Source organism: Providencia sp. PROV202 (genome assembly GCF_028479565.1).
Lineage (GTDB): Bacteria > Pseudomonadota > Gammaproteobacteria > Enterobacterales > Enterobacteriaceae > Providencia > Providencia zhijiangensis.
On record NZ_JAMPNV010000007.1, the window covers coordinates 1 to 24,268 of the forward strand.

Below are 24,268 nucleotides of genomic sequence, written 5' to 3' on the forward strand. Positions count from 1 at the left end.
TTTTGGAGTACTGGAAATCACCGAAAGGTATACCACTCACTGTTTTGCCATTAGCAAAGTCGGTGATGCCTCCAACCAATAACTGCCTAAAAGCGCCTAATATCGCTTTGCTTCCCAACCCATAAACGGTGTTTTTACTATCAGCAATAAAATTGCCCTGCATATTGAGTTGAAAACCGACCGCCATATTAACCTTACTCGTCTTATATCCTAATCAAGTAGTAAAGAATGCCTCTATTACGTGTATATTTTTGCTTTGTTAAGCCATTATCTTGCAAGTTTATCATGGCGGATGACAGGTAATTTGACGAAGATAGTCGGGCTAACCTGGAAAAGTCACAAAAAGGAATAATAAGTTCCTTAAGATTACCTGTAAGATATTTGATATACTGAATGTGAGTTCAACAAAGCAATGCTAAATGCATCAACTCTTGTGGTTATCAATTTTGTAGGGAACCTGGTACGTGGCTAAAAGAACCTATTCTGTTCGGTACATTGCGGGCGAGCCTGCAAAACGTATTCAGCCTATGCCAATCCATATGCTGGGAGATTCCCTTCCTATTGGTCTTCCTCTGTTTCCTGCGGGTGAAACGTTGGATGTTGTTACGTGGAATATTTATAAGCAGCAGCGGCCAAATTGGAAATCTACGTTAGCAGAGCTCGTTAAAGAGAAAAAACTGTTATTGCTCCAAGAAGCACAGATGTCACCAGAATTGGTTTCTTTTGCTGCTTCACATCAGTTGATAGCAGACCAAGTCCCTGCCTTACCTTTTTCTCCTCATCCATCAGGGGTAATGACACTTGCGACCGCTCACCCTATTTATTGTTGCCCATTACGAGAAAAAGAACCGCTATTACGTTTAGCTAAATCGGCGTTGATCACGGTTTATCCATTACCTAATGGCAAGCATTTAATGGTTGCGAACGTACATGCAATCAACTTTAGTTTTGGGGTTGATGTATATACGAAGCAATTGAGTAAATTAGGTTCTCACATTAGCAAACATGTTGGTCCCGTTATTCTCGCTGGGGACTTTAATGCATGGAGCCGTCAGCGAGTAAATGCATTAAAACGCTTTATTCGTTCCGTTGGCTTGAAGGAAGTTCTCTACGATTCAGATTTACGGACAAAAGCGTTTGGTCGTCCATTAGACTTTATGTTTTACCGCGGCTTAAAACTGAAAGAAAGCCAAGTATTACAGACGGATGCGTCAGATCATAACCCTATTATTACCCAATTTAAATTAACTAAGTAATGCCTTTTTAAGATTATCCCACCTTATTTATCCCTGTAATTATTGTAGATTTTATTCTCTATTTTGCGGGGACCGTACCTTGAAACGATTATTACCTATCGCTTTACTATTTTGCATGTCCTATGCATTAGGAAAAAATAACCTTGAATTGGCGAAACAGGCTAAACAGTTACCTCGCCTTGTTGTTTATGATTCATCCTATCGCCAGATAGATTACCCCAATGGGGATGTTCCCAGCCATTATGGTGTCTGTTCTGATGTTGTGATCCGCAGTTATCGTAAGCTGGGTATTGATCTTCAAAAACAGCTTCATGAAGATATAAAGAAAAATTTTAGCCAGTATCCAAGCCAAAAAATGTGGGGGCTTCGTAAGCCTGATACCAATATTGATCATCGGCGAGTACCAAACTTGGAAACCTTTTTTGCTAGAAAAGGTACCGTTAAACCTATTACGTTAAAAGGGGAGGATTATTTACCCGGCGATATTGTTTCATGGCGCTTAGATAACGGTCGGCCACATATAGGAATTGTGACATCCATCAAAGCATCGAATAGTCAATATTACTTAGTGATGCACAATATTGGATATGGACAAGTCGCCGAGGACGTCTTATTTAAATGGAAGATAGTTGGACATTATTCGTATTAATATTTTTATTTCAATAGGTTGTAATGGGGTTTTATTTTATTCTTTATGAGTGCGTCACTTTTCTTTTACCGGAGAAAGTACTTTAATATCTCAAAGTGATTAGTTTTTTTTGTTGATTTTCGAATTATATGCAATTTATTGTATTGGTTGTTATTGGCATTAAACTATATTTATTAAGTGTAAAGCACGGCGATGAGAAGGTTTTATTTATCGAGCTGTTTTATTTCTTAAGGATTTTAAATCATGAAAAATATAGTTATTGTGGGTGGTGGTACTGGCGGTACCATGTTAGCTAATATTTTGGCTAGAAAACTGAATAAAGACATTTTTTCTCAAAAAATAAAAATAACATTAATAACAGATAATCCGATACATTATTATAAACCTGCATTTATGTATGTGGCTTTTAATATGTTCTTTAAAGAAGAGTTAAGCCGACCTGAGCGTGAATTATTAAGACCAGAAATTGAATTAGTCATTGATAAAGTTGATTCTTTTGATTTTAAAAATAAAGAATTACACTCAAGAAATAATAAAAAATATCACTATGACTATTTAGTTGTTGCAACTGGATGTATTCCAAGACCTGAACGCATTGAAGGATTAAAGGAAATGGGTAACCATTTTTATGCCTATGATGCCTCGCGTAAATTAGCCGATCAATTATCTAAGATTGAAAAAGGTCGTATTTTTATTACCGTTTCATTTCCTGAAACACCAAATGTTCCCCATCAGTGTGGAATAGCACCGATGGAAACAACACTCATGATTGATGAGTTTTTACGTAAACGTCGGGTTAGAGATAATATTGAAATTGTTTATACCTATCCAACGGTTGCACAATTACTGCGTAACTGTTTATTCATGCAACAGCCAGTTTGTGAAGTTATTCCAGAAGTATTTGTTACTAGAGATATTAAAGCTCAGCGAGGATTCACTTTAAGTAAAGTCGACCCAGATAAGAAACTAGCTTATTCCAAAGAAGGGGATGAACAACCTTTCGATTTATTAATTAGCACGCCACCAATTACTGCGGTAGAGGCGGTCGTGAATACTGGATTAAGTGAACACAATAATGGTGAAGGTTGGTTACCGACTGATCATGAAACCATGCAAGTCTATGGTGTTGAAGGTGTTTATGTTATTGGTGACACGGTTGATTTACCAATTAGTAAAGCCGGCGGTAGCTGCCATAACCAAGCTGCAATTATTGCTGATAATATTTGTGGCGAGTTAATTTATGGCTACCCAGCGGCTATTTATGATGGTCGAGTACAAGCTGTTGCTCAAATGGGATTAACGGCGGGTATGCCTTTGCAATATGATTACAAGCACGATGTTATTCCGACTCCGCCAACAAAGCTCGGTGGATTACTAAGAAATGGCTTCAATAGAGGTATTTATTGGGCAGCAATCCGTGGCTTAGTTTAATAAGGAATTAAAAATGTCGAATAATGAAAGTCAAAGTAAACTGGTTGAACTATTAAGTTCCGAATCTGGTAATCATCTTGCTGAAAAATTAGCACCGTTATTACACTTAAATCGCTTAGACAATATTGTGGATCTGCTTTCACTAGTATCTGACCTTGTCGATATATTAGATAACAGTACAGTAGAACGATTATCAAATTCTTTTGAAGATACTTTAGTGCCTGTATGGGAATTAGGTACTGCCTACAATATGGCAAAAATGGAAGGAATACATGATAGTAAAAATCCTAACTTTCGCTCAGTGTATGGATTGTTAAAAGATCCAAATACATTACGTGGAATTACGACGCTTTTGCGAACAATGCAAATTGTCGGTTCTCGATTATCTCAATCCCAAGGAGGGTAATTTTTCGGAGGTGGTATGAGTTTAGATATAAAACGTTCTTTCGAAACACGGGCAATTCATAGTCACTATAATGCACAAGATCATTTAGGTTCATTGGCATCGCCAATTTATCAAACATCGACTTATGTATTTAAAAGTGTCGAAGAGGGCGCTGCCTGTTTTAGTGGTGAAAAAGATGGCTATATTTATACCCGAATTAATAACCCAACATTAAATCTATTGGAAAATAGAATTGCCTCTCTTGAAGAGGGAGAGGCGGCAATTGTGTTCTCGTCAGGAATGGGCGCAATCACTGCCACATTTTGGACATTATTAAATCCGGGTGATGAACTGTTAGTGGACTTAACAGTTTATGGCTGTACTTATGCCTTTTTTCATCATGGGTTGGCTCGATTTGGTGTGAAAATTAAGCACATTGATATGAGTGATCCAGAGAGTGTCGCTCAAGCCATTACGGAAAAAACGCGCATGATATTCTTTGAGTCACCCGCTAACCCGAACATGCGTTTGGTGGATATTGCTGCGGTGAGTGAGATTGCCCATCGACATAATATCTTAGTGGTAGTCGATAACACCTATTGCACGCCGTATATTCAAACACCACTGACATTGGGGGCGGATATTGTACTTCACTCATTGACCAAGTACATGAATGGTCATGGGGATGCTATGGGGGGAGCGGTAGCCACAACGGCAGAGTGCGCAAAACTAATTCGATTAGTTGGTTTGAAAGATATGACGGGGGCATGTTTATCTCCTCATGATGCTAACCTAATTATTCGGGGAATGAAAACTTTGTCTGTTCGTATGGATAGGATAGTCCAGAGCACACAGAAAATTGCGGAATATTTAGAAGTGAACCCAAAAGTCGCTACCATTATGTACCCGGGGTTACCGAGTTTTGAGCAGTATCAATTAGCCCAAAAGCAGATGAAATTAGCCGGAGGCATGATTGCATTTGAGCTAAAAGGGGGGCTGGAAGCAGGCAAGCGGTTCTTAAACTATTTAACGCTGTTCTCTAGGGCGGTGAGTTTGGGAGATTGCGAGTCATTGGCGCAGCATCCTGCCAGTATGACTCATTCGACCTATACACCGGAAGAAAGGCTGCAATACGGGATTAGTGATGGGCTGATTCGACTATCTATTGGCTTAGAAAATGTCGATGAGTTAATTGCAGATATTGAACAGGCGCTTGCGTCAGTGTGATGTAGTAGAACTAACGGCTCCATAAAATCAAAAATCATTAAAAAAACAGCCCTAGATCTGTTCGATGTAGGGCTGTTTTATTGATTTCTTAATGAAAAAGGATCAGCGTTTTTGGTAATAACGCATCGCAAAGAAGGTGATACTGAGTAAAGCCACCCACACAAAGCCCACAATCAACGCCACTTGCGTATCTTTAAAGAAGCCTAATAAAGCGATAACAAACACCATAAATGCGATGGTGATTGCTGGGCCTACAGGCCAGAACGGCACTGGGAATTTCAGTTTTTTGATTTCTTCTTGGCTCATCTTGCGGCGCATTGCCACTTGTGACAGTAAAATCATTAACCAGACCCACACCGTTGCGAAGGTTGCAATTGACGCGATGATCACAAAGATTTTTTCTGGTAACAGGTAGTTCAGGTAAACCCCTAATAACATCACAACGGACATCACCAGCACTGTCACCCATGGCACACCGCTTTTGGTCAGTTTAGTAAAGACTTTCGGTGCTTGCCCATCTTGAGCCATACCATACATCATGCGACCAGCGCCAAAAATATCACTGTTGATAGCGGAAATTGCTGCGGTGATTACTACGATATTCAGGATATTTGCTGCAGATTGAATACCTAAACTATCGAAGATTTGGACAAACGGGCTACCGTTTTGACCGATTTGGTTCCATGGATAGATACACATCAGGATAAACAGCGTTAATCCATAGAATAATAGAATACGGATAGGTACCGCATTGATAGCTTTCGGAATGGTTTTTTCAGGATTTTGCGCTTCACTTGCCGTGATACCAATCACCTCAATACCACCAAAAGCAAACATAACGATTGCGAGAGAGGCAATCACCCCTTCAATGCCATTTGGCATAAAGCCGCCATGATCCCACAAGTTTTGGATGCCGACTTCATGGCTAGTTTCTTGACCAAAACCGTAGATCATCAAGAAGGCACCACCGACAATCATGGCAATAATGGCGCTGACTTTAATAATCGATAGCCAGAATTCCATCTCACCGAAAATCTTAACGTGGCAAAGATTGAGGGCGCTAATAAATAGCACGATACTCAATACCCAGACCCATTGGTCGACATGCGGGAACCAGAACCCCATGTACATCCCGAAGGCTGTAATATCGGCTAAACAGACCACCAGCATTTCAAATACGTAGTTCCAGCCTGTTAAAAAGCCCGCTAGAGGCCCCATATAATGGCTTGCGTAGTGAGAGAATGAACCTGGGACTGGATGATGAACTGCCATTTCGCCGAGGGCGCGCATCACCATAAATACGGCGGCACCACCTAACATATAGGCTAATAACACCGCGGGACCGGCTGCCTGAATCGCAGACGCAGAACCGTAGAATAGCCCAGTACCAATCGCTGACCCTAAGGCCATAAAGCGAATGTGCCGGACACTCAGCCCCTTTCTGAGTTGATTTTGTTCACTACTTTGCATGTCTTTTCCTGTCATTGACTTTATTTCGAAATATTGTACCGAATATTGTTTCGGTTTCGTTGTTTGAGTTGACGTACTTTCCTGAACGCAGGGTGACTACATTATCACAAAGTGCATTGCCCGCGAGATAGATATCTGCAATATAATATGCGCCAAATGGAATCTTCTAGGAGCAATATGAAATACCCAATTAATGAAATCTTCCAAACTTTACAGGGGGAAGGTGTTTTTACTGGCGTCCCTGCTGTTTTTATTCGTTTGCAAGGCTGTCCAGTTGGTTGTAGTTGGTGCGATACCAAACAGACCTGGGACAAAGAGCCCGCGAAGGAATCCACATTGGGTGATATTGCATTAAAAACACAAGACAGTGATTTATGGGCAATGTCCGATGCCGAAAGCTTAATCAAACTAATGCAACAAAACGGCTATACCGCAAAACACATTGTGATAACGGGTGGAGAGCCGTGTATTTATGATTTAACAAACTTAACGCAATCCCTTGAAGTGAATGGGTTTCAATGCCAGATTGAAACCAGCGGCACTTACCCAATCATCTGCACTGAAAATACCTGGGTCACTGTCTCACCGAAAGTGGGGATGAAAGGTGGATTGCAAGTACTCGAACAGGCGATTAATCGTGCCAATGAAATCAAACATCCTGTGGCGCGTGAAAAGGATATTGAAGCCCTTGACCAGCTATTATCTTTGCGAACTCAGGGGGAGCCACCGATTGTGGCGCTTCAGCCGATTAGTCAAAAAGTATCAGCGACGAAGCTATGTATTGATACCTGCATCCAACGCAACTGGCGGCTATCCATTCAAACCCATAAATATCTGAATATTCAGTAAACATTATGTCTTTGAGCTGTAGGTGATAACTTACAGCTCAGCACCTATTTGACTTAGGCTTCTCCGCGATACACACAGCCTGCATTGCAGGTTTCTTTAACCGTAATGGCGCTTAATAGTGGTAACAGTGGCTTGGTTTGTTGCCAAATCCAGCGAGCAAGCACTTCACTGGTTGGGTTTTCTAACCCTTCAATCTCATTTAAATAGTGATGGTCTAGACGCTCATAGATAGGTTTAAAGGCGCTTTTCACATCAGCAAAATCCATGATCCATCCCGTATGCGCATCAATTTCACCCGTGATTTCTAAGCGCACCATGAAAGAGTGCCCATGCAGGCGACCACATTTATGCCCCTCGGGTACATGAGGAAGGCGGTGGGCTGCTTCAAAGTGAAAATCTTTGTAGATGGTTGTGCTCATAAATTTCTCCTTACTAATGTTTAGTAGCGTATTCTACTGTTATTTTTACTCAAAATGTCGTTATTTATCGATTTCTGGCTAATCTTTTTATTCGATATTCATCATCGAATATTTTCTTTAGGATTTTTAGCTATTAGTTATGGCTATAGTTTCTTATCTTCCTAGTTATGGCTGTTATAACCTTTATCTTCATTTGGGATAGAGAATGGCATATATAACGTTTTATTGACTATTCAATGATGGATCACGTTGGAGTGACAAAATAATGCAAAACAAGCAACCTCCATTATCAGCATTACCGATTTCGACGGAGCAATTAGGGCGCTTACAAACCGCAGTGGGGGATTATTCATCCCATCAACTGGCTTGGTTATCTGGCTATTTGTGGGGAATGGTGAATCAAAACAGTGCGCAAAGTGAATCTGTTCCTGCAAGCTATACGCCTCAAGAAACCGTGACCATTATTTCAGCCTCCCAAACGGGTAATGCGCGTCGTTTAGCGGAGCAGCTTCGAGAAAAGCTACTGAGTGAGAAAATCAGTGCCAATTTAGTCAATGCTGGCGATTACAAGTTTAAGCAGATCAACCAAGAGAAAGTGGTGATCGTCGTGGCATCCACCCAAGGTGAAGGGGAGCCAGCCGAAGAGGCAGTTGCATTACATAAATATTTGAACTCGAAGAAAGCTCCCGATCTTTCAACCACCCATTATGCGGTTTTTGCACTTGGCGATTCTTCTTATGAGCATTTTTGCCAAGCAGGAAAAGATTTCGATAGCCAGTTTACGAAACTCGGGGCGAGTGCGTTGCTTCCTCGGGTCGATGCGGATGTTGAATATCAAACATTGGCAGACGAGTGGGTAAGCTCTTTGACGCAAATTTTAAAAGCGCGAGTACCTGCTCAGTCAGATAGCCAGCTCATCAATACTCAATCTGGTAGTGTGAATCAGCTCGATTCTTCCCCATATACCAAAACGGCGCCATTAACCGCCTCGCTGTTGAGTAACCAAAAAATCACGGGGCGCGGATCGGACAAAGATGTGCGTCATATTGAAATTGACTTGGGGAATTCCGGCTTACGCTATCAGCCGGGTGATGCTCTTGGTGTGTGGTTTGATAATGACCCCGCGTTAGTGGATGAGCTGATTAGCCTGCTATGGCTACAGGGAGATGAGGACGTATTTATTGGTCAACAGCGCCATTCGCTGCGTGATGCGTTAACTTACCAACTAGAGCTGACCCAAAATACCCATTTGATCGTCGAGAAATACGCTCAGTTATCCAAAGACGATAGCTTATTAGGCTTGATCAGCGATAAGTCTACCATTATGCAGTACGCACAAACCACGCCTATCGTCGATATGGTACGCCAAGCGGCGGCTCAACCAAGTGCCCAAGAGTTTGTGGATTTACTGCGCCCATTAACGCCGCGCTTGTATTCCATTTCTTCTTCACAGGCAGAAGCTACTGATGAAGTCCATGCCACCGTTGGTGTTGTGCGCTATGAGATTGATGGACGTCCAAGAACAGGCGGTGCTTCTGGCTTTTTAGCGGACCGTCTCAATGAAGGCGACGAACTGCGGGTATTTATTGAACATAATGATAATTTCCGTCTACCCGCAGACTCAAATACGCCCGTGATTATGATTGGTCCGGGAACAGGTATTGCCCCATTCCGCGCTTTCTTACAGCAACGTGATAACGACGGTAGCCAAGGTAAAAACTGGCTGTTTTTCGGCAATCCGCACTTTGTTGACGATTTCTTATATCAAGTCGAATGGCAGCGTTATGTCAAAGACGGTTTGCTGACCCATATTTCATTAGCGTGGTCGCGGGATCAGGCTGAAAAAGTGTATGTGCAAGACAAATTGCGCGAACAAGGTAGCGAAGTGTGGGACTGGATCCAACAAGGCGCACATATTTATGTGTGTGGGGATGCAAATCGCATGGCGAAAGATGTGGAACAAGCATTATTGGATGTCATCAGCGAGCACGGGCACATGGATGAAGAGCAAGCGGATGACTTTTTAAGTGAGCTGCGTGTGATGCGCCGTTATCAGAGGGACGTTTATTAATGAGCAATGAACATCAAAAAGCTGCACCTCAGCCGGCCTTAGTGGTTGAAGGAAAGCTCGCTGACAGCGAGCGAATGAAGCAGCAAAGTAACTATTTACGAGGCACTATCAAAGACGATCTCAAAAACGGTTTAACAGGCGGTTTTGACGGAGATAATTTCTTGCTGATCCGTTTTCATGGTATGTATCAACAAGATGACAGAGACATTCGCGCAGAGCGAGCTGAGCAAAAGCTAGAACCGCGTCATGCCATGATGCTGCGTTGTCGCTTACCGGGAGGCATCATTACCCCGAAACAGTGGCTTGATATTGATAAATTTGCCTCTGAGCACACGTTATACGGCAGCATTCGTATTACCAACCGTCAAACATTCCAATTTCACGGTATTCTCAAAGGGGATGTGAAGCCGGCGCACCAAATGCTCAGCCATGTTGGGCTGGATGCGTTAGCTACCGCCAATGACGTAAACCGTAACGTACTGTGTACGTCTAACCCTGTGCAGTCTGAACTGCATCAGCAAGCCTATGAATGGGCGAAAAAAATCTCTGAGCATTTGCTACCTCGCACTAGTGCGTATGCTGAGATTTGGTTAGATAAAGAAAAGATTGTGACCACCGATGAAGAGCCGATTTTAGGTCAAACCTATCTTCCTCGGAAATTTAAAACCACCGTGGTGATCCCGCCGCTAAATGATGTTGATCTCCATGCCAATGATATGAACTTTGTGGCGATTGCTGAAAAAGGGCAATTGATCGGTTTCAACGTGCTGGTGGGCGGCGGTTTAGCGATGACCCACGGAGATACCAACACATTCCCACGCCTTGCCAGTGAATTTGGTTTTATTCCCTTAGATAAAACCTTGGCAATTGCTGAAGCGATTGTCACTACGCAGCGGGATTGGGGAAACCGAACTGATCGTAAAAATGCCAAAACCAAATATACCCTTGAGCGCGTTGGGATTGAGGTGTTTAAGGCGGAAGTGGAAAAACGTGCCGGCGTGCAGTTTGAGGCGATTCGCCCTTACCAATTTACGGAGCGTGGCGATCAAATTGGCTGGCTTAAGGGGATTGATAACCGCTGGCATTTAACCTTGTTTGTGGAGAATGGGCGCTTAATCGACTTAGCGGATAAACCGTTAAAAACTGGCGTCGCCGAAATCGCTAAAATCCATAAAGGGGATTTTCGCCTGACGGCCAATCAGAACTTAATTGTGGCGGGGATTGCGGAAGAAGACAAAGCGACAATAGAAAAAATTGCCATTGAGCACGGATTGATGAGCAGTGAAGTGACGCGCCAGCGTGAAAACTCGATGGCGTGTGTCTCTTTCCCAACCTGCCCGCTAGCGATGGCGGAAGCGGAGCGATTTTTGCCGGAGTTCGTCACGCAAGTTGAAAACATCATGGCAGCGCATCACGTGGCGGATGAACATATTGTTTTACGGGTTACGGGCTGCCCAAATGGCTGTGGTCGCGCGATGCTGGCGGAAGTGGGATTGGTGGGTAAAGCCCTCGACCGTTATAACTTGCATTTAGGTGGAAACCGCATCGGTACGCGTATTCCTCGAATGTATAAGGAAAATATCAGCAGCACAGAAATTTTAGCCATCATGGATGAGCTGATTGGTCGCTGGGCCGTTGAGCGTCAACAGAATGAAGGTTTTGGTGACTACCTGATCCGCGCTAACGTCGTGAAGCCGGTACTCAACTCAGCTATCGATTTTTACGAGGTTAAGGAGGCGGTATGAGCCGACTTCAATTAGCGCAAGTTCAGCCGTTAGATAAACAGGCTCAAGTCGCTTATTTAGCGGAATTCAACACGCAACTTGAAGAGATGACCGCGCTAGCCCGCATTGAGTGGGCAGTGGAACATCTTCCGACTGAATTGGTGTTGTCATCAAGCTTTGGCATCCAAGGTGCTTTGGCGCTGCACTTAGTCACGCAAGTGGCGCCAAATATTCCTGTGATTCTGACGGATACGGGTTATCTATTTCCCGAAACGTATCAGTTTATTGAGCAGCTTACTGAACGCCTGAATTTAAACTTGAAAGTGTATCGAGCGGCGACGAGCCCTGCATGGCAAGAAGCCATTCATGGGCAGTTATGGACTCAAGGGATTGAGGGCATTGAGCGGTATAACCAATTGAACAAAGTGGAGCCTATGACGCGGGCGCTGCATGAACTGCAGGCGCAAAGCTGGTTTTCAGGATTAAGGCGCGAACAATCGGCGAGCCGTTCTGAGTTACCCGTACTGAGTATTGGGCGCGGGATCTTTAAAATTCTGCCGGTGATTGATTGGAGTAATAAAGATGTATATCAGTACCTGACCAAACATAATTTACCCTACCATCCATTATGGGAAAAAGGGTATTTATCAGTGGGGGATACCCATACCAGCCGTCCGTGGGAGCCGGGAATGAGCGAAGAACAGACCCGTTTCTTTGGCTTAAAGCGAGAATGCGGGCTGCATGAAAATTAATGCTTTTTAAGAAAACTAAAGACTTCATTTAAATAATTAATTACTTGCATTACTAATAAGTAGAAAGTTAATTTATTTGTGTAATAACAAAGGGATACCTTTATCTAAATTAAGGGTGTCCCTTTATTGTTTATTTATACAAAATCGCGGGAGATAGGCTTAATTTACTGGGTTTTCCTCACTTTATTTAGCTTATGCCTTTCTGTTCCTATTCATGCTTTTTTGTCATTTCAAAGTGACCAATTCAGGCCATATAGTCAATTTCATTGCTCTTATAATTAAAATGTTGGATGGAAGCGATATATGGATTACTTACCCTTATTTGTGAGTGTGCGAGAAAGACAAGTTGTCTTGATTGGCGGCGGTGTGGTCGCGGCACGTAAAGCCGAATTATTATTGAAAGCCCATGCCTCGCTGGTGGTGATTTCCCCTGAACTTTGCGAAAGCTTACAGTTAGCTTATCAGCAAAAACAATTGCACTGGGTGCAGCAGCCTTATCAAGCTTATCACCTTGATGATGCTTACTTGGTGATTGCTGCTACGGATGACCAAGCGCTCAATGAGAAAGTTTTTCATGATGCGCAGCAGCGCCATATTTTTGTCAATGTGGTGGATGACCAGCCCCTATGTTCCTTTATTGTGCCTTCGATTATCGACCGTTCTCCCATTATGGTGGCGATTTCATCGGGTGGAACCGCACCTGTCTTAGCCAAATTATTACGAGAAAAACTGGAAACCTTGCTGCCGACATCGCTGGGCAAAATGGCGGAAATTGCAGGGCGTTGGCGTGAGCGCGTTAAGCAAAATTTGACTAAGCTCAGTGAGCGTAAACGTTTTTGGGAATTGAGTTTTAGCGGGCGCTTTGCCTCTTTAGTGGAAAGAGGACAACTGGATGATGCCGAGAAGCAGCTTGAGCAACAGTTAGCAACGCCGGATAACCAAGGGGAGCTAACCTTAGTGGGGGCGGGGCCGGGTGATGCGGGGCTATTAACACTCAAAGGGCTGAGAGTACTGCAAAACGCGGATGTGGTGCTGTATGACCATTTAGTGAGCACGGAAATCCTTGACCTTGTTCGCCGTGATGCAGACAAAGTCTGTGTAGGTAAACGAGCAGGAAATCACAGCGTTTCCCAAGAGGAAACCAATCGGTTGATCGTCAACTATGCCCAGCAAGGCAAAAAGGTGGTGCGCTTAAAAGGCGGGGATCCGTTTATTTTTGGTCGTGGTGGTGAAGAGTTGCAAGTTGCTGCCGAGGCTAACATCCCTTTTCAAGTCGTACCTGGCATCACTGCCGCTATTGGTGCGGCGGCTTATGCAGGGATCCCGCTAACCCACAGAGAACACGCGCAGAGTATCACGTTTATTACCGGACATTGCCGACAAGAGGGGGCTGAGTTGGATTGGCAAGCATTAGCACGCGGTCATCAAACACTGGCTATCTACATGGGTACCGTGACAGCAGCCAATATTCGCCAGCAGCTTATTCAATATGGGCGTCATCGAGATACCCCCGTTGCGGTGATTGGTTGTGGGACTCGGCAAAATCAAAAAGTGATTGTGGGGGCTTTGCATGAATTGGAGTCATTGGCTCAGCAAGCGCCAGCCCCTGCATTAATCGTCATTGGTGAAGTGGCGGCATTACATCAACAGCTGGCGTGGTTTGGTCAGCAACCCGAAACCATCCAATGGCGCTCAGCCGTGCTGGAATTGGCTTAATCGAGGAGTAAATCGTGAACGAAAAAAAATTAACCCACTTACAGCAATTAGAAGCGGAAAGTATTCATATTATTCGTGAAGTGGCGGCGGAATTTGCGAATCCCGTGATGCTCTATTCCATTGGTAAGGACTCATCCGTGATGCTGCATTTGGCTCGAAAAGCGTTCTATCCTGGCACGATCCCTTTCCCGTTGCTGCATGTGGATACTGGATGGAAATTTCGTGAAATGTACCAGTTCCGTGATGAGACGGCGAAAAAATACGGTTTTGAATTATTGATCCACCGAAATCCTGAAGGGGAGCGTCTCGGCATCAACCCGTTTGTTCATGGTAGCGCAAAACATACCGACATCATGAAAACCGAAGGATTAAAGCAGGCGTTAGATAAATATGGTTTTGATGCTGCGTTCGGTGGGGCTAGGCGTGATGAAGAAAAATCACGCGCAAAAGAACGAATTTATTCATTCCGTGACCGCTCGCATCGCTGGGATCCGAAAAACCAACGACCGGAGCTTTGGCACAATTACAACGGACAAATTAATAAAGGGGAAAGCATCCGCGTTTTCCCGCTATCCAATTGGACTGAACTGGATATTTGGCAATATATCTACTTGGAAAACATCGACATTGTCCCACTCTATTTTGCAGATGAACGCCCTGTGATTGAACGAGATGGCACCTTAATCATGGTGGATGATGGGCGCATAGAGCTAAAAGCGGGAGAGGTTATTGCCAAGAAAAAAGTCCGATTTCGCACATTAGGCTGCTGGCCATTGACGGGAGCTGTGCCGTCGAATGCCAGCACGCTACCGGAAATTATCGAAGAGATGTTGCTATCCACCACCAGTGAACGCCAAGGGCGTTTGATTGATAGTGACCAATCGGCCTCTATGGAGCTGAAAAAGCGCCAAGGCTATTTTTAATTAATCGGTGAGGAGAGCAACATCATGGCTGAATTCGTGTATAACGACGCAATGGCGCATCAAATTCAACAGCAAGGTGGCGTGGAAGCTTACTTGCAGGCTCAGCAACATAAGGGGTTATTGCGGTTTCTCACCTGCGGTAACGTGGATGATGGGAAAAGTACCTTGATTGGGCGCTTGCTGCATGATACTCAACAAATCTACCAAGACCAATTATCCGTTTTACAAAGCGACAGTAAGCGAATTGGCACTCAAGGTGAGAAATTAGATCTGGCTTTGCTGGTGGATGGATTAGCCGCTGAACGTGAACAGGGGATCACCATCGATGTGGCATATCGCTATTTTTCGACGGAAAAACGCAAGTTTATCATCGCGGATACTCCTGGACATGAACAATATACCCGCAATATGGCGACAGGCGCATCAACGTGCTCGTTATCTATTTTGCTGATCGATGCTCGAAAAGGCATTCAAGAGCAAACGCGACGCCACAGTTTTATTAGTACGTTGCTGGGGATCCGCCACTTGATCGTCGCGGTGAATAAAATGGATCTGGTGGATTATAGTCAGTCCGTGTTTGAGAAAATACAGCAAGATTACCAGCAATTTGCTCAGCAACTTCCGGTCGATTTAAACGTCTGGTTTGTGCCGATTTCGGCACTGGATGGGGATAATATCGTCTCTCCAAGCGAGAATTTGCCGTGGTATCAAGGGGAAACGCTATTGTCGTTGCTGGAAACGGTGCAAGTCACTCAGACGGTCGCTGAGCAGCCGTTACGCTTCCCAGTGCAATATGTGAATCGCCCAAACTTAGATTTTCGTGGCTACAGTGGCACCGTATCATCGGGGGTTATACAGGTAGGGCAACGAGTGAAAGTACTACCTTCAGGAAACGTTTCAACCATCAAAGAGATTGTGACATTTTCCGGTAACCCGACTTCAGCCATTGCGGGTGAGGCGATTACTATAGTACTGAACGATGAAATTGATATCAGTCGTGGCGATTTAATTGTCGCTGAAAACGAAGAGTTACTTGCTAGCCAGCACGCCTTAGTGGATGTGGTGTGGATGTCAGAGCAGCCTCTGGTGCAAGGGCAACAAGTGGATATTAAAGTGGCAGGTAAGCGCAGCCGAGGCAAAGTTGAAAACATTCAATATCAAGTGGATGTGAATAATTTAACTCAGAAAGTGGCCACGGAGCTGCCATTGAATGGCATCGGTTTGGTGGAATTTTCATTCGATGAGCCGTTACTACTGGAAAATTACCAAAATAATGGAGATACCGGTGGGATGATTTTAATTGATAGGCTAACCAACGTAACGGTGGGGGCAGGGCTAGTTCGAGAAGCGCAAGCTGAAGAAACGGTGCACCGTGGTGAGTTTAGCCAATTCGAAATTGAACTTAACCAACTAATCCGCCGCCACTTCCCTCATTGGGGTGCTCGTGATGTGCTAGGTGGGAAGTAACGTTATGGATACACTGAAAAATGGCCTATCGGAGAATATTGTTTGGCATTCCCATAATGTGACTCGGCAATGGCGAGAGCAGCACAATGGTCACAAAGGCGCGGTGCTGTGGTTTACGGGGTTATCGGGGTCCGGAAAGTCCACTTTGGCGGGGGCGATAGAGACACAATTGGCGAGCTTAGAGATCAAAACTTATCTTCTTGATGGGGATAATGTTCGTCATGGATTATGTCGTGACCTCGGGTTTAGTGACGCAGATCGACAGGAAAATATTCGGCGGATTGGCGAGGTTGCCAAGTTAATGGTGGATGCGGGGCTGATTGTGGCTACGGCGTTTATTTCGCCCTATCAAGAAGATAGACAGCGAGTTCGCGAACTATTTGAGCCCGATCAGTTCTATGAGCTGTATGTGGATACGCCTATTGAGGTTTGTGAAAAGAGAGATCCCAAAGGGTTATATCAGCAAGCACGAGCAGGAAAAATTACCCATTTCACGGGGATTGATTCGCCTTATCAACCACCACAAAATCCAGAATTACACCTTGATGGTCTGCGCCCTATCCATGATTCTTTAGCGCAGGTGATTCAACTGCTGCAACAGCGAAATATCATTTCTATAGCAAATTGATTTTACTTAAATATCATCCTTTTCTACATTTATAGGGAATTGGATGATATTTAATCTCTTCTAGCGCGAACAATTCTGACTTTTTTAGACAATATTTGCATCGCAGTAGCGTCACGCGCTCAGTTATGGGATGATTAGCAAATCATTTCAGGGGGCAAGATGGGTAAATTAACGCTACTATTAATTGCGATATTAGCTTGGTTACAATATTCCTTATGGTTAGGCAAAAATGGCATCCATGACTATGTCAAAGTCAAGGATGATGTTGCTGCGCAGGAAATTGTGAATACGCGTTTAAAACAGCGTAATGAGCAGCTATTTGCAGAAATCAATGACTTGAATGATGGTCAGGATGCAATTGAAGAGCGCGCACGTAGCGAGCTAGGCATGTTAAAGCCTGGGGAATCATTCTATCGAATGGTCAAAGAGCGTAATAATCCACCGTCATCTCAATAATCATCGTGTAGGGTAGACCACACCCAAGAGCCTGATAATTTCTGATGTAAGATTCGAATCATGATAAATCCAAGAATATCCAGCGCAGTACCGATTGTTGCGCTGATCCCCGCTGCGGGAGTGGGCAGTCGTATGAATGCGGATTGCCCAAAGCAATATTTGTCGGTCGCAGGGAAAACCATTATTGAGCACACCATTGACGCCTTATTGCGTAGTGGAGACGTACAAAAAATCGTGGTTGCATTAAGTGCCGAAGATGATTATTTCCATCACCTCGATATAGCCAAAGACCCTCGCGTCATCACAGTTATCGGGGGGAAAGAGCGTGCAGATTCAGTATTATCAGGATTAAACTATCTGGTTTCGCAACCTGAGTATGATGATGCTTGGGTATTGGTGCATGATGCGGCGCGTCCATGTCTGCATTTAGATGATTTAAATACTATTATTCAATTAGCCACTCAGAATGATTGTTGTGGGGGCATACTGGCGGCTCCAGTTCGAGATACGATGAAGCGGGGCGTGGAGGGAACGCAAAGTATTTCCCATACTGTTGAGCGAGAAGCGCTCTGGCATGCCTTAACACCGCAGTTTTTCCCATTAGTATTACTACGTGACTGTTTAGATAAAGCATTGAAAGAAAATGCAGTAATCACGGATGAGGCTTCCGCACTTGAGCATTGCGGTTATCAACCGATATTAGTATCGGGACGAGCTGATAACCTTAAGGTGACGCGACCAGAGGACTTGGCGCTGGCGGAATTTTATCTTTCAAGAATGAAATCATAAGGAAAAAAAATGAGAATCGGACACGGTTTTGATGTGCATAAGTTTGGCGGAGAAGGCCCTATCGTTATTGGTGGCGTTCGCATTCCTTACGAACAAGGTCTTATCGCACATTCGGATGGTGATGTGGTCTTACACGCGCTGACAGACGCCATTTTAGGTGCTGCAGCACTTGGGGATATCGGAAAATTATTCCCAGATACTGACCCTGCTTATAAAGGCGCGGATAGCCGAGTATTACTCAGAGAAGCCTTTTGCCAAGTACGTAAAAAAGGTTATTTAATTGGCAATATCGACGTCACTATCATGGCGCAAGCACCAAAAATGTTGCCGCATATCCCACAAATGCGCGTGAATATCGCCGAAGATCTCGAATGCCACATGGACGACGTCAATGTGAAAGCAACCACCACAGAACAATTGGGTTTTGTGGGGCGAAAAGAAGGGATTGCTTGCGCCGCTGTGGTTTTACTTATCAAAGATAATAGTAATGAAAGTTATGAATGTTCAGTACCTGCATGGTAAACCCCTCTCTTCAGGGACATTAAAAAGTATTCCTGAGGATTTCGTGGTGAAAGAAGATTTGGGTTTTGAGCTTGATGGTGAAGGCGAACACGTTATGGTTCGCGTCGAAAAAACAGGCTGCAATACATTATTTGTTGCGGAACAACTGGCAAAGTTTGCTAAAATTTCAGCAAGAGCAGTCAGTTATGCGGGACTAAAAGACAGGCATGCGGTGACGGAGCAGTGGTTCTGTCTGCAAATGCCGGGTAAAGACACGCCCGATTTTTCGGCTTGGCAGCTTGAAGGGTGCCGTGTGTTAGCGGTCACTCGCCAGAAACGTAAATTACGCATTGGTTCCTTAAAAGGGAATCAATTCGAAGTGACATTGCGGGATATTACGGACGCCGATGATGTAGAACAACGCCTACAAAAAGTGGCTGATTTAGGTGTTCCGAACTATTTTGGCGAACAACGTTTTGGTCGAGATGGGCAAAACTTGGTTCAAGCTCGCCGCTGGGCAAATCAAGAAATTACAGTACGTGAACGAAATAAACGCAGTTTTTATCTCTCTGCCGCGCGAAGTGCTATGTTTAATGATATCGCCAGTGCGCGAATTGCAAATCATACACAGCAACACGCGATGCTGGGGGATGCACTGCAACTAACCGGACGTGGTAGCTGGTTTGTGGCGACGGCAGAAGAGTTAGACTCTCTGCAAGCGCGTTTACAATCTGCTGAGCTAAGTGTGACAGCGCCGCTTCCTGGGAATGGCGATTTAGGCACTCAAAATGATGCCTTAGCTTTCGAGACTCACTGTTTACAAGATTATCAGCCATTTATGGCACTAATGAAAAGTGAGCGAGTTTCTCCAGCGAGACGAGCTGTACTGGTTAAGCCGCAAAATCTGCAATGGCAGTGGCTAGACTCGTCAACCGTAAAGCTGTGCTTTTTCCTGAATTCAGGCAGCTTTGCCACGAGTGTTGTACGCGAAATTATTAATCAGGATTGTATTGATGCTGAACATATTATTGAGTAACGATGATGGCGTATCGGCGCCGGGGATTCAAACTCTGGCAGCGGCATTGCGCCAACATTATCATGTGCAGGTGATTGCACCCGATCGCAACCGTAGTGGTGCTTCAAATGCATTAACCTTGGATAGACCATTAAAAATCCAAACATTAAGTAATGGTGATCTCGCTGTACAAGAAGGCACTCCAACGGATTGTGTGTATATCGGGGTGAATAAAGTTGTGCGTCCTCGCCCTGATATTGTGGTGTCTGGAATCAACTGTGGCCCAAATCTCGGGGACGATGTGATTTATTCTGGTACCGTTGCGGCGGCAACAGAAGGACGTCACTTAGGTTTACCGTCTATTGCGGTTTCATTGGATGGTGATGTGTATTATGAAACGGCGGCCAAGGTAACGTGCGATATCCTCACTATGCTGCAAAAAAATCCATTGCGTGCGGGCAATATCTTGAATATCAATGTGCCAGATATTCCTTATGAGGAGCTAAAAGGAATTAAAGTTACCCGCTGTGGCAGCCGTCATGCGGCATCTGAGGTTTATAATCTAGAAGATCCTCGCGGTAATATGCTGTATTGGTTAGGGCCGGTTGGGGAAATTCGTGATGCAGGCCCGGGTACGGATTTTGAAGCGGTACAAAATGGCTATGTTTCGATAACGCCGTTACAAGTGGATTTAACGTCTTATAAAACTCAGGCTGTATTAGAAGAGTGGCTAGATAAGTCAGGAGTGAAGGCAAAATGAAAATTGGGCTCATGAAAGAACTGCTGGCACAGTTGCGCCAACAGGGAATTCACGATGAGCGCCTATTAGACGCGCTCGCGCTAGTTCCTCGCGAACGGTTTGTTGACGAAGCGCTCTCTCATAAAGCCTACGATAATATCCCATTACCAATTGGTCATGGACAGACCATTTCACAGCCGTATATTGTTGCAAAAATGACTGCATTATTGGCGGTCAAACCGACGGATCATGTGCTGGAGATTGGCACGGGATCTGGGTATCAAACGGCGGTTTTGGCTCATCTTTGCGAGCATGTGTATTCAGTCGAAAGAGTTAAAAGCTTGCAGTGGACGGCAAAACGTCGCTTTAAGTTGTTAGATTTACATAATATTTCTACTCGCCACGGTGATGGCTGGGAAGGCTGGCAATCGAAAGGCCCTTTTGATGGGATCATTGTTACCGCCGCACCTAGCGAAATTCCGTCATTGTTACTTAAGCAGTTAAAAGATGGTGGACGCCTCGTGCTCCCTGTCGGTGACAAAGATCAGGCTCTGAAATTAATTACCCGTCGCGGTAATGACTATCACACTAATGTGATTGAAAAAGTGCGTTTTGTCCCTCTTGTTGCTGGCGATTTGAGCTAATAACCCTTTAAGTTATTTTGAATTAATGGGTTATTTCGCTCAAACTGTTAAGTGATAATCTCAATTTGTTATACTTTTGATACATTTAACTTGTCCATTATTTTATATTTCTGCTTTAATAAGCGAAATATTTTAAGATACTAATATTCAATAAGCATTAATTGCATTCTAACCCTTTAGTATCAGGTCAGATTTTTCTTCACGGGAGAAGAAATATGAAAATTGTTAGCCCAATAAACAGAATTCGATGGGCGGTTATCTTTTCATTTAGCGGTGCTTTATTAGCAGGATGCTCAACGCCTTATCATCCCGCAGCACCGATTTCGAGTGTGAATGATGGAGGTTCATCTAGCCAACAATCCGCACCAAGAACGGTGCCGAATCCTCCGTCCAATACTGGAATGAGCACGGCGATGCCTTCGGACAGACCTAATTTGTCGTCTAATAGTTCGATGGGAAATAATACCTCTAGACCTGTTTCAACCAGCAGCGATGGACGTATTGTTTATAACCGAGACTATGGCCGCATTTCTAAAGGAAGTTATAACGGAAATACCTACACCGTTCAGCGCGGTGATACTCTGTTCTATATCGCCTATATAACGGGTAATGATTTCCGTGAGTTAGCATCGAAAAATAACATTTCTGAACCATACAGCCTGAATGTAGGTCAGGTGATAAATATTGGTAATACAAATGTGAGCTCGATCACACAAACTGCGTCAAATAGTCAACAGCGCCCGGTTGATATTCAACCAACTAATGGGTATCCTGAAAATAGTAGCGGGCAGAATTCAGGTAAGATGTTGCCGAATAACAAGAAACCAGCCTCAACGGTTTCAACGACAACAGCGAGCCCAACCACTACGACTGCAACAGCAACAACAGGAAGTAGCACCAATAATTCGTCAATTAAATGGCATTGGCCAGCTGATGGGAAGATGATTGAAGGCTTCTCTGATGCGCAAGGTGGAAACAAAGGTGTTGATATTGCTGGTTCTCGCGGTCAATCTGTTATTGCAGCTGCTCCAGGTAAAGTCGTATATGCTGGCAATGCACTGCGCGGATATGGAAATCTCATAATAATAAAACATAATGATGACTACTTAAGTGCCTACGCACATAACGATACGTTACTTGTGCGTGACCAACAGGATGTTGCTGAAGGTCAAAAAATAGCCACTATGGGTAGCACCGGAACAAGTTCTGTTCGTTTGCATTTTGAAATTCGTTATAAGGGAAAATCAGTAAACCCGTTGCGTTATTTACCGCAGCGATAAACTGGGCGGAGTGACACATTCCGTCCTCATTATCTTGGGTCGGAGTCACTGATGAGCCAAAGTTCGCTGAAAGTTAACGAGTTGTATAATGATCTCGATGAAAATGCGATGGATGAAGCATTTGATGAGAGTCAATTCAAAGAAGAGGATCTAGTTTCAGAACTGGATGAAGAAACGGAATTACTCCAAAGCGTGAGTCAACGCGTTTTGGACGCAACCCAAATTTATCTCAGTGAAATTGGATTCTCTCCACTCCTCACCGCAGAGGAAGAAGTTTTCTATGCTCGCAGAGCCCTTCGGGGAGATGTAGCATCGCGTCAGCGCATGATAGAAAGCAACCTTCGCTTAGTGGTAAAAATATCTCGCCGTTATAACAACCGAGGTCTTGCCTTACTCGATTTGATCGAAGAAGGAAATCTCGGGTTGATTCGTGCAGTTGAAAAGTTTGATCCCGAAAAAGGCTTCCGTTTTTCAACGTATGCGACTTGGTGGATCCGTCAAACGATTGAACGCGCTATCATGAATCAAACCCGAACAATCCGCCTACCGATTCATATCGTCAAAGAACTCAATATTTACCTTCGTACCGCCCGTGAACTTGCTCAAAAGCTCGATCACGAGCCAAGTCCTGAAGAGATAGCTGAGCAATTAGATAAACCTGTTGAAGATGTCAGCCGAATGCTACGTTTAAATGAGCGTATTACATCGGTTGATACGCCTATCGCAGGCGATTCTGAGAAGTCACTGCTGGAAGTATTATCGGATGATAATGATTCAGGACCTGAAAACACTATCCAAGATAACAACTTAAAAGAAAATATCGTTAAGTGGTTATATGAACTCAATCCGAAGCAACGTGAAGTTTTAGCGCGCCGTTTTGGTTTGTTGGGATATGAAGCGGAAACTCTGGAAGAGGTTGGGCGCGAAATTGGGCTCACTCGTGAAAGAGTTCGTCAAATTCAGGTAGAAGGTTTAAGACGTTTAAAAGATATTTTACAAGGTGAAGATTTAACGCTGGAAGCGTTATTCAATATGTAATCTGCCGTGTTAAAACACATGAAGCCCCTGTTGTCGTTGATAACAGGGGCTTTTCTTTTTAGTTGCTGTGGAATTAATTAATCGGTACGCCGCTGTGGAACTTAAAGTCCTCGTCAGGCATTAAAATCAGCTTAGCCTCAACTTCCCCATAAAAACGCACACGCTCAGTGATATCTGTTTTACTAATCAACTGAGCAAGTTGCAGATAATCCTGATAATGGCGCGCCTCTGAACGCAGTAATGAGGTATAAAAATTGGCAAGTTGCTCATCCAAGTGTGGCGCCAATTTAGCAAACCGCTCGCAAGAGCGCGCTTCAATATAAGCCCCAATAATGAGCTTATCTACCAAAGTTTTCGGATCATGAGGGTCTAAATGACTGAATAACCCTTTCGCGTAGCGACCTGCGGTGATCCCATCATACGCAATGTCCCGCTGATGCATAATCTCTAGCACTTGGTAAAAATGGTGCAATTCTTCTTTGATTAACAACACCATTTTATCAATCAAATCTTGGCTATATGGAGACTGTTTTTTCGCTAGGATCTGTTTTGAGATTTGGTTCTTATTTTTCAATGTGTGAACATCACCAATGCGATCATACGCAAAGGCTTCATAGGGTTGGAACCACTCTAATAAAATCGCCGCACTTTCTTTATCTACTGCATATTTGCGAATTAAAAACATGGCACTTTGCGCGGCTTTTAATTCACACAGCAGATGATCCTTCAAAATCGTTGGTAAATTCTCTGACTGACTGGCTTTGTGGATCCACGCATCGGGCGTTTCACACTGCAAAAATTGTTTAATTGGCGCTAGTAATTCAGCGTACTCATCCATG

Annotated in this window: 25 protein-coding genes; 21 read left to right on the top strand and 4 right to left on the bottom strand. The window is 44.0% G+C overall.

The genetic code is table 11. From position 1 onward, the window contains the following. Nucleotides 1–187 (bottom strand): hypothetical protein (locus tag PR799_RS04470; protein ID WP_272521351.1); only part of this gene is annotated, 187 nt, incomplete at its 3' end. A 277-nt stretch (nucleotides 188–464) separates the two neighbouring features. On the opposite strand from PR799_RS04470, the gene PR799_RS04475 reads away from it, so the two are divergent. The 5 genes from PR799_RS04475 (at nucleotide 465) to PR799_RS04495 (ending at nucleotide 4,948) form a co-directional block, all read left to right on the top strand. Next, nucleotides 465–1,256, top strand: coding sequence for an endonuclease/exonuclease/phosphatase family protein (locus PR799_RS04475; protein WP_272521352.1), 792 nt, complete (start codon nucleotides 465–467; stop codon nucleotides 1,254–1,256). Between the two features lie 115 nt (nucleotides 1,257–1,371). After that, nucleotides 1,372–1,905 (top strand): DUF1287 domain-containing protein, encoded by a 534-nt coding sequence (locus tag PR799_RS04480; RefSeq protein WP_272521387.1) that lies wholly within the window; start codon nucleotides 1,372–1,374, stop codon nucleotides 1,903–1,905. 243 nt (nucleotides 1,906–2,148) lie between these two features. Then, the gene (locus PR799_RS04485; RefSeq protein WP_272521353.1) at nucleotides 2,149–3,336 is read left to right on the top strand and encodes an NAD(P)/FAD-dependent oxidoreductase; all 1,188 of its coding nucleotides are present in this window, start codon (nucleotides 2,149–2,151) and stop codon (nucleotides 3,334–3,336) included. Between the two features lie 13 nt (nucleotides 3,337–3,349). Then, nucleotides 3,350–3,742 (top strand): hypothetical protein, encoded by a 393-nt coding sequence (locus PR799_RS04490; protein ID WP_154627625.1) that lies wholly within the window; start codon nucleotides 3,350–3,352, stop codon nucleotides 3,740–3,742. A 15-nt stretch (nucleotides 3,743–3,757) separates the two neighbouring features. Further along, nucleotides 3,758–4,948 carry a methionine gamma-lyase gene (locus PR799_RS04495; protein ID WP_154627624.1) on the top strand — a complete coding sequence of 397 codons (1,191 nt, stop codon included), beginning with the start codon at nucleotides 3,758–3,760 and terminating at the stop codon, nucleotides 4,946–4,948. Nucleotides 4,949–5,050: 102 nt separating this feature from the next. Here PR799_RS04495 and PR799_RS04500 read toward each other — a convergent pair whose 3' ends face one another. Then, nucleotides 5,051–6,418 (bottom strand): amino acid permease, encoded by a 1,368-nt coding sequence (locus PR799_RS04500; RefSeq protein WP_154627623.1) that lies wholly within the window; start codon nucleotides 6,416–6,418, stop codon nucleotides 5,051–5,053. 177 nt (nucleotides 6,419–6,595) lie between these two features. Here PR799_RS04500 and queE point away from each other — a divergent pair, with 177 nt between their 5' ends. Further along, on the top strand, nucleotides 6,596–7,267 hold the full coding sequence (gene queE / locus PR799_RS04505; protein WP_272521354.1) for a 7-carboxy-7-deazaguanine synthase QueE: 672 nt from the start codon (nucleotides 6,596–6,598) through the stop codon (nucleotides 7,265–7,267). A gap of 53 nt (nucleotides 7,268–7,320) precedes the next feature. On the opposite strand, the gene queD is transcribed toward queE, so the two are convergent. Further along, nucleotides 7,321–7,686: a 6-carboxytetrahydropterin synthase QueD gene (queD, locus tag PR799_RS04510; RefSeq protein WP_036955790.1), complete on the bottom strand. Its 366-nt coding sequence runs from the start codon at nucleotides 7,684–7,686 to the stop codon at nucleotides 7,321–7,323. Nucleotides 7,687–7,951: 265 nt separating this feature from the next. On the opposite strand from queD, the gene cysJ reads away from it, so the two are divergent. The 15 genes from cysJ (at nucleotide 7,952) to rpoS (ending at nucleotide 23,429) form a co-directional block, all read left to right on the top strand. Then, nucleotides 7,952–9,757: an NADPH-dependent assimilatory sulfite reductase flavoprotein subunit gene (gene cysJ, locus PR799_RS04515; protein ID WP_272521355.1), complete on the top strand. Its 1,806-nt coding sequence runs from the start codon at nucleotides 7,952–7,954 to the stop codon at nucleotides 9,755–9,757. Next, the gene (cysI, locus tag PR799_RS04520; RefSeq protein ID WP_272521356.1) at nucleotides 9,757–11,502 is read left to right on the top strand and encodes an assimilatory sulfite reductase (NADPH) hemoprotein subunit; all 1,746 of its coding nucleotides are present in this window, start codon (nucleotides 9,757–9,759) and stop codon (nucleotides 11,500–11,502) included. Before cysJ ends, cysI begins: the two co-directional genes overlap by 1 nt. After that, entirely contained in the window at nucleotides 11,499–12,233 is a 735-nt protein-coding gene (locus PR799_RS04525) for a phosphoadenylyl-sulfate reductase (RefSeq protein ID WP_272521357.1), read from the top strand. Before cysI ends, PR799_RS04525 begins: the two co-directional genes overlap by 4 nt. Nucleotides 12,234–12,536: 303 nt before the next feature. Continuing rightward, entirely contained in the window at nucleotides 12,537–13,949 is a 1,413-nt protein-coding gene (gene cysG / locus PR799_RS04530) for a siroheme synthase CysG (protein WP_154627618.1), read from the top strand. A gap of 14 nt (nucleotides 13,950–13,963) precedes the next feature. Further along, nucleotides 13,964–14,872: a sulfate adenylyltransferase subunit CysD gene (gene cysD, locus PR799_RS04535; RefSeq protein ID WP_036955774.1), complete on the top strand. Its 909-nt coding sequence runs from the start codon at nucleotides 13,964–13,966 to the stop codon at nucleotides 14,870–14,872. Nucleotides 14,873–14,896: 24 nt separating this feature from the next. After that, nucleotides 14,897–16,339, top strand: coding sequence for a sulfate adenylyltransferase subunit CysN (gene cysN / locus PR799_RS04540; RefSeq protein ID WP_272521358.1), 1,443 nt, complete (start codon nucleotides 14,897–14,899; stop codon nucleotides 16,337–16,339). A gap of 4 nt (nucleotides 16,340–16,343) precedes the next feature. Beyond that, nucleotides 16,344–16,967 carry an adenylyl-sulfate kinase gene (gene cysC, locus PR799_RS04545; protein ID WP_154627616.1) on the top strand — a complete coding sequence of 208 codons (624 nt, stop codon included), beginning with the start codon at nucleotides 16,344–16,346 and terminating at the stop codon, nucleotides 16,965–16,967. Nucleotides 16,968–17,126: 159 nt separating this feature from the next. Continuing rightward, a complete protein-coding gene (ftsB, locus tag PR799_RS04550) occupies nucleotides 17,127–17,423 on the top strand; it encodes a cell division protein FtsB (RefSeq protein ID WP_036955764.1) in 297 nt (98 codons plus the stop codon). 60 nt (nucleotides 17,424–17,483) lie between these two features. Then, entirely contained in the window at nucleotides 17,484–18,212 is a 729-nt protein-coding gene (gene ispD / locus PR799_RS04555; protein ID WP_154627614.1) for a 2-C-methyl-D-erythritol 4-phosphate cytidylyltransferase, read from the top strand. Nucleotides 18,213–18,221: 9 nt separating this feature from the next. Next, the gene (ispF, locus tag PR799_RS04560) at nucleotides 18,222–18,734 is read left to right on the top strand and encodes a 2-C-methyl-D-erythritol 2,4-cyclodiphosphate synthase (protein WP_108478380.1); all 513 of its coding nucleotides are present in this window, start codon (nucleotides 18,222–18,224) and stop codon (nucleotides 18,732–18,734) included. Further along, entirely contained in the window at nucleotides 18,700–19,749 is a 1,050-nt protein-coding gene (truD, locus tag PR799_RS04565; protein WP_272521359.1) for a tRNA pseudouridine(13) synthase TruD, read from the top strand. Before ispF ends, truD begins: the two co-directional genes overlap by 35 nt. Beyond that, nucleotides 19,727–20,488, top strand: coding sequence for a 5'/3'-nucleotidase SurE (gene surE / locus PR799_RS04570; protein ID WP_272521360.1), 762 nt, complete (start codon nucleotides 19,727–19,729; stop codon nucleotides 20,486–20,488). Before truD ends, surE begins: the two co-directional genes overlap by 23 nt. Next, nucleotides 20,485–21,111 (top strand): protein-L-isoaspartate(D-aspartate) O-methyltransferase, encoded by a 627-nt coding sequence (locus tag PR799_RS04575; protein WP_006659377.1) that lies wholly within the window; start codon nucleotides 20,485–20,487, stop codon nucleotides 21,109–21,111. The genes surE and PR799_RS04575 overlap by 4 nt, the downstream gene beginning before the upstream one ends. A 215-nt stretch (nucleotides 21,112–21,326) precedes the next feature. Further along, the gene (gene nlpD, locus PR799_RS04580) at nucleotides 21,327–22,391 is read left to right on the top strand and encodes a murein hydrolase activator NlpD (protein WP_272521361.1); all 1,065 of its coding nucleotides are present in this window, start codon (nucleotides 21,327–21,329) and stop codon (nucleotides 22,389–22,391) included. Between the two features lie 51 nt (nucleotides 22,392–22,442). Then, complete coding sequence (gene rpoS / locus PR799_RS04585; RefSeq protein ID WP_154627611.1) at nucleotides 22,443–23,429, top strand: RNA polymerase sigma factor RpoS; 987 nt, start codon at nucleotides 22,443–22,445, stop codon at nucleotides 23,427–23,429. A gap of 73 nt (nucleotides 23,430–23,502) precedes the next feature. On the opposite strand, the gene miaE is transcribed toward rpoS, so the two are convergent. Continuing rightward, nucleotides 23,503–24,267 (bottom strand): tRNA isopentenyl-2-thiomethyl-A-37 hydroxylase MiaE, encoded by a 765-nt coding sequence (gene miaE / locus PR799_RS04590; protein WP_154627610.1) that lies wholly within the window; start codon nucleotides 24,265–24,267, stop codon nucleotides 23,503–23,505. Nucleotide 24,268: the final 1 nt, after the last annotated feature.